The 11,091-nt window shown below is 74.9% G+C and carries 12 protein-coding genes; 6 read left to right on the top strand and 6 right to left on the bottom strand.

The genetic code is table 11. The features are described 5' to 3' along the window. Nucleotides 1-882: SPFH domain-containing protein (locus HLB15_RS19785; RefSeq protein WP_171107867.1), on the bottom strand; the 882-nt coding region annotated here is incomplete at its 3' end. Nucleotides 883-1,085: 203 nt separating this feature from the next. Here HLB15_RS19785 and HLB15_RS19780 point away from each other — a divergent pair. After that, the gene (locus tag HLB15_RS19780; protein ID WP_171107865.1) at nucleotides 1,086-1,469 is read left to right on the top strand and encodes a universal stress protein; all 384 of its coding nucleotides are present in this window, start codon (nucleotides 1,086-1,088) and stop codon (nucleotides 1,467-1,469) included. Here the strand turns inward: HLB15_RS19780 and HLB15_RS19775 are convergent. Then, nucleotides 1,460-2,374 (bottom strand): ketopantoate reductase family protein, encoded by a 915-nt coding sequence (locus tag HLB15_RS19775; protein ID WP_171107863.1) that lies wholly within the window; start codon nucleotides 2,372-2,374, stop codon nucleotides 1,460-1,462. The two genes, HLB15_RS19780 and HLB15_RS19775, sit on opposite strands and share 10 nt — an antisense overlap. 124 nt (nucleotides 2,375-2,498) lie before the next feature. Between HLB15_RS19775 and moaA the strand changes: the two genes are divergently transcribed. Beyond that, on the top strand, nucleotides 2,499-3,617 hold the full coding sequence (gene moaA, locus HLB15_RS19770; RefSeq protein ID WP_171107861.1) for a GTP 3',8-cyclase MoaA: 1,119 nt from the start codon (nucleotides 2,499-2,501) through the stop codon (nucleotides 3,615-3,617). A gap of 55 nt (nucleotides 3,618-3,672) precedes the next feature. After that, nucleotides 3,673-4,977 carry a glycosyltransferase family 4 protein gene (locus HLB15_RS19765; RefSeq protein WP_212760129.1) on the top strand — a complete coding sequence of 435 codons (1,305 nt, stop codon included), beginning with the start codon at nucleotides 3,673-3,675 and terminating at the stop codon, nucleotides 4,975-4,977. Here HLB15_RS19765 and HLB15_RS19760 read toward each other — a convergent pair. Together HLB15_RS19760 and HLB15_RS19755 are read right to left on the bottom strand one after the other, a co-directional pair. Further along, complete coding sequence (locus tag HLB15_RS19760) at nucleotides 4,943-5,398, bottom strand: molybdenum cofactor biosynthesis protein MoaE (protein ID WP_171107860.1); 456 nt, start codon at nucleotides 5,396-5,398, stop codon at nucleotides 4,943-4,945. The genes HLB15_RS19765 and HLB15_RS19760 overlap by 35 nt on opposite strands. A 52-nt stretch (nucleotides 5,399-5,450) precedes the next feature. After that, nucleotides 5,451-6,695, bottom strand: coding sequence for a molybdopterin molybdotransferase MoeA (locus HLB15_RS19755; RefSeq protein ID WP_171107858.1), 1,245 nt, complete (start codon nucleotides 6,693-6,695; stop codon nucleotides 5,451-5,453). Nucleotides 6,696-6,783: 88 nt separating this feature from the next. Here HLB15_RS19755 and HLB15_RS19750 point away from each other — a divergent pair, with 88 nt between their 5' ends. Next, nucleotides 6,784-7,428, top strand: a complete 645-nt coding sequence (locus HLB15_RS19750; RefSeq protein ID WP_171107855.1) for a hypothetical protein — start codon at nucleotides 6,784-6,786, stop codon at nucleotides 7,426-7,428. 21 nt (nucleotides 7,429-7,449) lie between these two features. Here HLB15_RS19750 and HLB15_RS19745 read toward each other — a convergent pair whose 3' ends face one another. Then, nucleotides 7,450-7,929 (bottom strand): dsRBD fold-containing protein, encoded by a 480-nt coding sequence (locus HLB15_RS19745; protein ID WP_171107853.1) that lies wholly within the window; start codon nucleotides 7,927-7,929, stop codon nucleotides 7,450-7,452. 314 nt (nucleotides 7,930-8,243) lie between these two features. Here HLB15_RS19745 and HLB15_RS19740 point away from each other — a divergent pair, with 314 nt between their 5' ends. Both HLB15_RS19740 and HLB15_RS19735 read left to right on the top strand, forming a co-directional pair. Beyond that, nucleotides 8,244-8,654 carry an Hsp20/alpha crystallin family protein gene (locus HLB15_RS19740; RefSeq protein WP_171107851.1) on the top strand — a complete coding sequence of 137 codons (411 nt, stop codon included), beginning with the start codon at nucleotides 8,244-8,246 and terminating at the stop codon, nucleotides 8,652-8,654. 328 nt (nucleotides 8,655-8,982) lie between these two features. Beyond that, nucleotides 8,983-10,236 carry a glycoside hydrolase family 16 protein gene (locus HLB15_RS19735; RefSeq protein ID WP_171107849.1) on the top strand — a complete coding sequence of 418 codons (1,254 nt, stop codon included), beginning with the start codon at nucleotides 8,983-8,985 and terminating at the stop codon, nucleotides 10,234-10,236. Nucleotides 10,237-10,342: 106 nt separating this feature from the next. Here the strand turns inward: HLB15_RS19735 and HLB15_RS19730 are convergent. Continuing rightward, nucleotides 10,343-11,091 (bottom strand): ROK family protein (locus tag HLB15_RS19730; RefSeq protein WP_171107846.1); only part of this gene is annotated, 749 nt, incomplete at its 5' end.

Here is an 11,091-nt window from a genome sequence, read left to right as displayed (position 1 = left end):
CGGCGCGGCGGGGGCGGTCTGGGTGGGCGGCACGATCGCGTTGCCGACGGCCTGGCCGAGCCCCATGCCGATCACGGCGCCGGCGCCGCCGCCGTCGGCCGCGGCCTCCATGGCCTGGCCCGCCTGGAACTGCTGGAAGGCGGCCATGCTGCCCACCGTGCCGGACGAGACGATGCCCATCGAGGTGCGCTTGTCCAGCGCCTCCTCGACCTCGGGCGGCAGGGAGACGTTCTCGATGACGAACTTCGGTACGGCGAGGCCGATCTCGGCGCTCAGCTCGTCGGTGAGGCGGGTGGCGAGCTGGCCGCCGAGGTCGCCGTGGTGGGCGGCGAGGTCCATGACCGGGATGCCCGACGAGGCGAGCACGCTCGCGACGTGGCTGACGAGGTTCTGCCGCAGGTACTCGTGCACCTCGTCGGTGCGGAACTGCGGGTCGGTGCCGACGAGCTCGCGCAGCAGGAGCGTGGGGTCGCTGACGCGGGCGGCGAACGCGCCGAAGGCCCGCACGCGCACCATGCCCAGCTCCGGGTCCCGCATCATCACCGGGTTCCTGGTGCCCCACTTGAGGTCGGTGAACTGGCGCGTGCTGACGAAGTAGACCTCCGCCTTGAAGGGCGAGCTGAACCCGTGCTTCCAGCCCTTGAGGGTGGACAGGATCGGCAGGTTGCGCGTCTCGAGCGTGTAGGTGCCCGGCTCGAAGACGTCGGCGACGGTGCCCTCGTTGACGAACACCGCGGTCTGCGACTCGCGCACGATCAGCCGCGCGCCCATCTTGATCTCGTTCTGGTAGCGGGGGAACCGCCACACGATCGTGTCCCGCGTGTCGTCGAGCCACTCGACGATGTCGACGAGCTCGCCCTTGATCTTGTCCAGCAGGCCCATGCCGCCACTCCTGTCTCTCCCGCCCCGTCGCTGCGAGGCACCTGGAACATACCGTCAGCCACCGACAGCCGGACAGCAAAGTGCGACGCCGCAGGCGGGGCGGTGTCCGCGTCGCAGGAGACGCCTGCCAGTGCACCGGACTTGTGAGAGAGTTTCACCGCAGGGTGACTACCCGGCGAACCTGTCCGGAGGTGCTAGGGCCGATGACCGTCCTCGTGGCGTACAACGAGTCACCCCAGGGTGAGGCAGCCATGCGGGCTGCCGTCAGCGAGGCCGTCCGCCGTGAGCAGGAGCTCGCGGTGCTCGTGCTCACGCCTCAGGCGGGCACCCAGGTGCCCGCGGCGCTCGCCCACCTGCTCGACTCGGTGCCCGACACGGTCACGGTCGCCCCGATCGCCTTCCGCTCCGAGGACACCGAGGTCGCGGACGCGATCCTCGACCAGGCCGACGCGGTCTCGGCCGACCTCGTGGTCATCGGCTCGCGCAAGCACTCGACGGTCGGCACGTTCCTCGTGGGCGCGACCACGCAGCAGGTGCTGCTCGACTCCCCCGCTCCCGTCCTGGTGGTCAAGGCCAGCTACGCCTGAGCCCCCGCGCCGATCTCGGCGGCGCGGTGCGCGATGCGTCCCAGCAGGTCGTCGAGCATCGGCGCCGCGATCCGGTGGTCTGCCGCACGACGCCGCACGGCGCCGCCGATGGCGTCGAGCTCGCCCACGTGCCCGGCCTCGACGTCGGCCTGCAGGGACGACCGCATCGTGGCGGGGAAGCCGTCGAGGATGCCGCGCAGCTCCTCGCCCGTCGTCGGGACGCCCTCGGCGGTGGCGGTCGCCGCGATCTCCGCGAGCAGCCCGGCGGTCAGGCCGTCGTCCCGGGTCAGCGCCTCCCCGATGCCGGACCCCCACGTCGAGGTGAGCAGCGCCAGCGGCGCGAGGAAGCGCAGCTTCTTCCACAGCACCTCCGCCTCGGTACCGCCCGTGAGCACCTCGATCGGGGTGTCCCGCAGCGCGGTGACGACGCCCAGGTCCGCGGCGTCGTCGGGCACGACCACCCGCAGCAGGGTGCCCCGGTGCCGGACCAGGGCCGGCCCCGGCCCGCCCGCGCCCGTCCGCAGGGTCTCGCCCGCGATCGTGGCGCCGACGACGCGCACGCCGGGCAGGGCGGCGCGCAGGGCGTCCACGTGGTCGAGGCCGTTGAGCAGCGCCACCACCTCGGCGGGCTCGGCGTGCTCGACGAGGCGGACGGCGTCGGCGAGGCCCTCGGCCTTGACCGCGACGACGACGCGCGCGCCGCGCGGCACCTCCGTCACCGCGGTGAGCGGGGCGTGCCACGAGCCGAACTCGTCGGTGGTCACGTCGAGACCGTGCTCGGTGACGTGCCGCGCGGTGCCCGCCCGGGCCACCACCACGACGTCGTGCCCCGCACGCTGCAGCATCGCTGCGACGAGGCCCCCGATCGCACCCGGTCCGACGACGGCTGTCCGAGACTCGGTCATGTCCCACATCGTAGGCGCTCCGCACGACGGAACCACACCGCGTGACCTGCAGGGACAAGAACGTCAGGTGGCGGTCAGGTGGACGTCCGGCCGCAGCGCGACGTGCCTGGACTACTCTCGGCCCATGGCAGCAGTCACGCTCGGGATCCCCTCGGTGCGGGGCGTGCCCCGCCGCGCGGCCACCCCGGCAGGCCGGCCCCGGCCGGACACCCCGCTGCTGCTCGACCGGTACGGCCGCGTCGCCCGGGACCTGCGCGTCTCGATCACGACGGCGTGCTCGCTGCGCTGCACCTACTGCATGCCGGCCGAGGGCCTCCCCCTCGTGCCGCGCGACGAGCTCATGACACCCGCGGAGATCGGCCGGCTCGTCGGCATCGGCGTGCGGGACCTCGGTGTCCGCGACATCCGGTTCACGGGCGGCGAGCCGCTCATGCGCCGCGACCTCGAGCAGATCATCGCGGCCGCGCGCGCCGCGGCCGACGACGGGCTCGCCGCCGCCGGCGCGACCGACCGGGTGCGCATCGCGATGACCTCCAACGCCCTCGGCCTCGACAAGCGCGTGGACGCCCTCGTCGCCGCAGGGCTCGACCGCGTCAACGTCTCGCTCGACACCGTCGACCGCCAGGCGTTCGCGACCCTGACCCGGCGCGACCGCCTCGACGACGTGCTGACCGGCATCCGTGCCGCGCTCGCCGCGGGCCTCGCGCCGGTCAAGATCAACGCCGTGCTGCTGCCCGAGACGCTCGCGGGCGCCGCCGACCTGCTCGCGTGGGCGGTCGAGCACGGCTGTGCGCTGCGTTTCATCGAGGAGATGCCGCTCGACGCCGACGGGCGCTGGACCCGCGACGACGTCGTCAGCGCCGCCGACCTGCTCGACGCGCTCGGCCGCCGCTTCACCCTGACCCCCGCCGGGCGGGAGGACCCGTCGGCCCCGGCCGAGGAGTGGCTGGTGGACGGCGGCCCGGCGACGGTCGGCGTCATCGCCTCGGTCACCCGCTCGTTCTGCGGCGCGTGCGACCGGACGCGCCTCACCGCCGAGGGCACCGTGCGCTCGTGCCTGTTCGGCAACGAGGAGACCGACCTCAAGGCGCTCCTGCGGTCGGGCGCCGACGACGCGGCGGTCGCCGACGCCTGGCGCGCCGCCATGTGGGCCAAGCCCCGCGCGCACGGCAGCGACGCGCTCGAGCTCTCCGACGACGCGTTCGCCGACACCGTGCGCAGCATGGGCGCCATCGGGGGCTGAGCCCTACCACCGCCCGCGGTCCGCGCCGCGGCCGGACCGTGGTTGAATCTCGCCCGTGAGGACAGCGACCGACCGGCCGCGACGCATCATGATCGTGACGGACGCCTGGGAGCCGCAGGTCAACGGCGTCGCGACGGCCCTGGCTCGCACGGTCGCGGAGCTGCGCCGGATGGGCTGCGTGGTCGAGGTGGTCACCCCCTGGGACGGCTACCGCACGATCCCCCTGATCACCTACTCCGAGATCCGCGTGCCGCTCATGGCTCGCGACGACGTCGAGCGGCGGTTCCTGGAGTTCGCGCCCGACGCCGTGCACATCGCCACCGAGGGCCCGCTCGGCTGGTACGCCCGGTCGGTCTGCGACCACTTCGGCTTCCCGTTCACGACGAGCTATCACACGCGGTTCCCCGAGTACGTCAACGCGCGGTGGTCCTGGATCCCGCTGTGGGCGGGGTACCGCTACGTGCGCAGCTTCCACGACAAGTCGGGTGCCGTGCTCGTCACGACGCCGACGATGCGCGAGGAGCTCACGCAGCGCCGCATCCGGAACGTGACGCCGTGGAGCCTCGGGGTCGACACGGAGCACTTCCACCCGCGGCGGCGGGCGCCGTCCGGCAGGCCGGGCCACGGCCACGGCGTGTACGCGGACCTGCCCGGACCCGTGTTCCTGTACGTCGGCCGGCTCGCGGTCGAGAAGAACGTCGAGGGGTTCCTCGACCTCGACCTGCCCGGCTCGCAGGTGGTCGTGGGCGACGGACCCGCGCGGGCCGGCCTCGAGGCGGCCTACCCGGGCGCGCACTTCCGGGGGCGGCGCTCGGGCGACGACCTCGCCCAGCACTTCGCGGACGCCGACGTGCTCGTCTTCCCGAGCCGCACCGACACGTTCGGCCTGGTCATCCTTGAGGCCATGGCGTCGGGGACGCCCGTGGCCGGGTTCGACGCGCCCGGCCCGCGGGACCTCGTCCCCGGCTCCGGTGCCGGGGCGGTCGACGACGACCTGCGCGCCGCGTGTCTCGCCGCCCTGGAGTGCTCGCGCGAGGAGACCCGCCGGTACGCCGAGCTCTTCTCGTGGCGGGCGTGCGCCGAGGCGTTCTCCGCGCAGCTCGACGTGCCGCCCCCGCCGGTCCGCGAGCGCATCTGGGTGCGTGGGCTGGCCGCCGTCCCCCGGCCGACCCTGTCGCTGCCCGCCTTCTCCCGGGCGAGCCTGCCGAGCCTGCCGAGCCTGCCGAGCCTGACCCTGCCGAGGAACCTGCCGAGGAACCTGCCCGGCCTCCCCGGTGCCGTGCCCGGAACGGTGCGCCGCGCGGTGACGCGGGTGCGGTCGATCGCTAGAGACCGACCCATTCGGACTCGCCGTCGGTGAACTGCTGCTTCTTCCAGATCGGCACCTCGGCCTTGATCCGCTCGACCAGCAGGGAGCACGCCTCGAACGCCTCCTTGCGGTGCCCGGCGGAGGCCGCCGCCACGAGCGCCACGTCGCCGATCTCCAGGTGGCCGTACCGGTGGACCGCGGCGACGCGCAGCCCGGTCTCCGCGGCCACCGCTGCGCACACGTCACGCAGCACGGCGCTCGCGTCGGGGTGCGCCTCGTAGTCGAGGCTGGTCACGTCACGGCCGCCGTCCTCGTCGCGTACCACGCCGCGGAACGTGACCACGGCGCCGCACTCCGGCGCGGCCACGGCGGCCTCGACCGCCCGCCCGACGGCGTCGTCGAGCACCTCCGACGTCACCCGCACGACCTCGCGCGGCTCCTGATCCGGCTGCGAGCCCGCCTGCTGGTCCATCGCTGCTCCCTCGTCCTCGGTCCGCCAGGGGTCCGCCACCGCGTCCCCCACCTCACAGCGGCCAGACGCTCACCTCGGCGCCCGCGTCGAGCGTAGTCGTCCCGGCCGGGACGTCGACGAGCACGTCCGCCGCCGCCATCGACGCGACGAGGTGGGAACCGGGCCCGCCCACGACGGCGACCCGGCGCGGTGCACCGTCCGCGGCGCCGCCCGCCCACCGGCCACGCAGGAGCTGGCGCCTGCCCTGCGGGGAGGTGACGGCGCCGTCGAGCACGGCGGTCCCGCGGCCGACCGGGGGCAGGCCGCCCGCAGCGCGCAGCACGTCGCGCAGGAACACCACGAACGAGACCTGGGCGCTCACCGGGTTGCCCGGGAACGTGAGCGCCGGGCGTCCGCCGACCCGGCCGAGGCCCTGCGGCCCTCCCGGCTGCATCGCCACGGAGCGGAACGTGACCTCGGGCAGCGCGTCCTTGACCACCTCGTACGCGCCCTGGCTCACGCCACCGGTCGTCAGCACCAGGTCGCACAGCGCGGCGGCACGCTCCAGCGCGACACGCAGGATCTCCGGGTCGTCGGGGACGCTCACCCGCAGCCCCACGCGGGCGCCGGCGGCGCGGACCGCGGCCTCCAGCGCGGGACCGTTCGCGTCCCAGACCTGGCCGGGGCCCGGCTCGCGGTCGGCCGGGACGAGCTCGCTGCCCGTCGAGACGACGGCGACGGAGACCGGCGCGAGCAGCGGCAGGCGCGTGATGCCGCACGCGGCGGCGGCGGCCACGTGGTGCGGCGCGAGGACCGTGCCCGCGCGCAGCACGACGTCGCCCGCCGCGACGTCGGACCCCGGTTCCCGGACGTACTCCCCGGCGCCGCGTCCGCGAACCACCGTGACGGTCGACGCCGGGCCGCCCGCCGCGCCGTTGAAGGTCACGTGGTCGGTGTCCTCGACGGGCACGACGGCGTCGGCACCGGCGGGCACGGGCGCACCCGTCATGATGCGGACGGCGGTACCGGGCTCGAGCGGCGCAGGCCTGCCGGGCGCGGCGGCGACCTCCCCGGCGACCGGCAGCGTGACGGGCACGCCCGGCGCCGCCGCCGCGACGTCCTCGGCCCGGACCGCGAACCCGTCCATCTGCGAGTTGCGGAACCGGGGCAGGGCACCGGGCGCCGGGACGTCGCGCGCCACCACGCGCCCGAGCACGTCCTGGTGCAGCGCCACCTCCTCGTGGGGACGGTCGGCGAGCGGAGCGAGCAGCTCCGCGACGTCGGCCCTGTGCTGTTCCACGTCCACGCGATCGGCCATGTCCGCAACCTATCCCGGCCGGACGCGGCGACACGATGTCCGGGCGCCCGGCCTGGCGGCGGAGCCGGACAGGACGCAAGAATCGGGCATGCACATCCACGCGCTGAGCAACAACGGGACCACCCCGGACGGCGTCCTGGTGCGCCGGGACGCCCACCTGCCCAGCGGTCTGCGCGTGCTCGACTCCGTGCTCGCGATGCGCCCGACGCCCGACGTCGTGCTGCGGGCCCGCCAGCGCGTGGAGTACGACGGTGACGTGCGCCGCTGGGTGCGGTACTCGCTGCAGCGCGATCCGGGCGGCGTCGACGTCGCCTTCGTGCGCGCCGACCTGCCGCCCGGGGTCGGCGACGGCGTTCCCTCGTTCGCGCGGTACCTCCTGGTGCTCGAGCTCGCCGAGGCCGGCGCCTGGGTCGAGTACACCCAGCTCGACGACGCCGACCCCACGTGCACCCGGCACGCCCTGCTCGTGCGCACCGACACCCAGCCGCTCGTGCTCCCCGACGGCGTCTCGACGACGGCCATGCGCATCGACCAGCTGCTCGACGGCGAGCCGGCCAACGCGTTCTGGTGCGACGGGTTCGGCGTGGTGCAGGCCGACTACGTCGAGCGGTTCCCCGACGGCAGCCAGGTCACGGGCATCTCGTGGCGCACGACCTGGGAGGGCATCGAGCCGTGGCTCGATGCCGAGGTGCGCGAGGCGCTCGACGCCTCGGGCATCCTCGCGCAGTCCTGACCCGTCCGGCCCGACGGCGGCTCAGCCGTGCACGTGGGCCTTGTGCCCGACGGCCGCGGACACGTCGCCCTCGGCCACGTCCAGCAGGCGGTCGGCGAGCCGCCGCAGCGCCCGCGCCGCCGCGATCTCGTCCCCGATGAGCGGCACCTCCGGATCCTCGGGAGACTTCCGCGCGTGCCCGACGGCGCGCAGCGACTCCGGCGGACCGTTCATCACCATCGCCTCCGCCGTCGTGCTGCCGCCGGACTCGACCACGCTGATCCGCACGTCCCAGGTGAGCGCACGCCCCTCGCGCGCACGCTCAGGCGCGGCGCCGCCCTCCCGGTCGACGTACGTGTCGGAGCCCGGGTAGACCAGGGTCTCCTCGCCCGTGTCCGACCAGCGCACCCGGTACGGCGGCGACCCGTCGCCGTGCGGGCACTCGGTCACCACGCCGTCCCGCACCGTGCCACCGACCACCCCCGAGGCGGTCACGACCCGGTCACCCACTGCTGCTCTCATCGGACACCTCCTCGCGTCGTTGCGGTCCTCCCATCATCGCCCCGTCCGCCCGCGAGCGCCCCGGCACCTCTGGTGCACCGGGGGCAACCTGGGCACGCTCGCGCTGCTGCGGGGCACGCCGTACATGCCCTGCTCACCGTCCCGGTGGGCGGCACGGCGGAGGTCGTGGCCGACCCGGACGGCGGCTCGCGCCTGACGATCACGCGGCACTGAGCGGGTCCGAGCCCGCCGTCGTCCGCCGACGGCGAACCCGGAAATTGAGTCGGGTCGACTCAGGTTGTACCCGGCATCAGACCCGTCCGGAGGAGAACATCATGACCACCACCGTCCTGACCCGCTCACCGTTCGCCCGCACCTGGCTGCGCGACCCGTGGACCGAGCCCACCGGCCCCGTGCCGGCCGCCGACGTCTACCGCGAGGGCGAGGACCTCGTCGCCCGCCTCGACCTGCCGGGCATCGACCCGGCGGACGACGTCACCGTCGAGCTCGAGGGCCGCAGGCTCGTCGTGCGCGGTGAGCGCAAGGACCAGCGTCCCGAGGAGTCGGAGGGCCGCCGTGTCTCGGAGGTCCGCTTCGGCTCGTTCCGGCGCACCGTCACCCTGCCGAGGGCCGTGGACGGCGACGCCGTCCACGCGTCCTACGACGCGGGCGTGCTGACGGTCACCGTGCCCGGCGTCTTCGCCGGCACGACGCCGCAGCGCATCGAGGTCACCACCGCCGCCTGAGCCCCTCGGCTCCGACGACGCCCCGCACCGACGGCGCCCGACCGCACCCCGCGGCCGGGCGCCGTCGTCGTGTCTCCGGGGCGCGTGTACGGGGTGGTTTTCACCCGGCGGGGCGCGACGCGCCGTGGACGTCGTCGGGGAAAACCCGTATCCGCCCGGCGGTCCGTTGTCTGGCGGGATACCGCACCGCATCCTTCTCGTGAGCACCACCCGTCACGCCTCGCCCGTCCCCGCGGCCGTACCCCGCCGGGCGCACGGGCGGCAGCACCGGACGGGCCTGTCGCACGACCCGTGGGACAGGGTGGACACGTTCGCGAAGGAGCGTCCGATGCGTCCCACGAGACACCGCAGCACCCGCACCGCCGTCGTGGCGGCGGCGGCCCTCTCCCTCGTCCTCACCGCCTCGGTCGCGGCCTCGGCGGCACCGCCCGACGCCGGCGCGGCGGCCGCGGAGCCGCAGGCGGCCGCGGCAGCACTCACCTGGTCGGACGAGTTCGACGGGCCCGCGGGCAGCGCCCCGAACGCCGCCTACTGGAACCACGAGACCGGGGGCGGCGGCTGGGGCAACAACGAGCTGCAGACCTACGTCAACTCGCGCAACAACTCCGCGCTCGACGGCAACGGCAACCTCGTCATCACCGCCCGGCAGGAGGGCGGCGGCTACACGTCGGCCCGCCTCACGACCAAGGGCAAGGTCCAGCCCCAGTACGGCCGGCTCGAGGCGCGCATCAAGATCCCGCGCGGCCAGGGCATCTGGCCGGCGTTCTGGATGCTCGGCGGTCAGTTCCCCGGCACGCCGTGGCCGGACGCGGGCGAGATCGACATCATGGAGAACATCGGCCGCGAGCCGCACATCGTGCACGGCACCCTGCACGGCCCGGGCTACTTCGGCGGCAACCCGATCACCGGGTCGTACATGCACCCGCAGGGCTGGTCGTTCGCCGACGACTTCCACACCTTCGCGATCGACTGGAGCCCGAACTCCATCACGTGGCTCGTGGACGGCGTCGCCTACCAGACGTTCACCTCCGCCGACACGCGCGGCAACCCCTGGGTGTACAACCAGCCGTTCTTCTTCATCCTCAACGTCGCGGTCGGCGGCAACTGGCCCGGCTACCCCGACGGGTCCACGCAGTTCCCGCAGCAGATGGTCGTCGACTACGTGCGCGTCTACGACTCCCCGGGCGGCGGGGGCAGCCGCACGGGCCGGATCACCGCGAGCAACGGCATCTGCCTCGACGTCGCCGGAGCCGCCACCGCCAACGGCACCCCGATCCAGCTCGCGAACTGCAACAACAACGCCGCCCAGCAGTGGACGGTCGGGACCGACGGCACCGTCCGGGCGCTCGGCAAGTGCCTCGACGTCGCGGGCGGTGGCACGGCCGCGGGCACGCGGGTGCAGCTCTGGGACTGCAACGGCACCGGAGCGCAGCAGTGGGCCGCGGTGAGCGGCTCGCAGGCGCTGCGCAACCCGCAGTCCGGCCGCTGCCTCCAGCCCGTCGGCCGCGTGCAGAACGACGGCACGCGCACCGAGATCGCGAACTGCGACGGCAGCACGGTCCAGCGTTGGACGCTCCCGTGACGCGACGCTGAGCGCGCCCCGGCACGTCCGCCGACCCAGCGATCGTGACCGGATCCCGGCGTGGATCCGGGCACGATCGCTGGGTTGCCGAGGCCGCCGTCGCGACTCAGCGCGCCAGCGCCGCCGCGCCCACGACGGTCGCGTCGGCGCCGAGCGCCGCGCGGCGCACCTCGACCGGGTGACCCGAGACGGGCGGCGCCTCGCGCAGCCGCGCCAGCAGCGCGGGCTCCAGCAGGTCCCACGCACCGGCCAGGCCGCCGCCCACCACCACGTGGCCGACGTCGAGCAGCGCCGCCACCACGAGCACCGCCGAGCCGACGGCGTGCCCCGCCTCCGCGAGGACCCGCGCCGCGACGGGCTCCCCCGCCCGCGCCAGCGCCTCGATCTCGGCCGCGCCGACCGCCGCCCCCGCCATGGCCTCCGCGTACCGCCGCTCGACCGACCGGCCGGACGCCAGCGTCTCGAGGTGCCCCCGCTGTCCGCACGTGCAGACGGCGTCGCCGAACCCGGGCATGTGACCGATCTCGCCGGCCGCACCGGCGCCGCGGTAGAGCGCGCCGTCGAGCCAGAGCGCGCCGCCCACACCGGTGCCCAGCGCGATGCCGGCCGCCGACCGCACACCGCGCACCGCACCCCAGGTCGCCTCGCCGACGAGGAAGGCGTCCACGTCGTTGGCGACCGTGACCGGGAGCGCCGTGCGGTCCACGAGCCCGCCCCGCAGGTCGGTGCCCACCCAGTCGACGAACGAGTCGCTCGCCGCGAGCACGCGCCCCGCCGCCGGGTCGACGACGCCCGCCGCCCCGACGCCGACCGCCGTCACCCGCACCCCGGCCGTCGCGACCGCGCGCTCGACCA

The sequence above is a fragment of the Promicromonospora citrea genome (assembly GCF_013004695.1).
Lineage (GTDB): Bacteria > Actinomycetota > Actinomycetes > Actinomycetales > Cellulomonadaceae > Promicromonospora > Promicromonospora citrea.
Note: the sequence above shows the minus strand (reverse complement) of the source record. Positions and strands in the feature narration are given on the sequence as shown.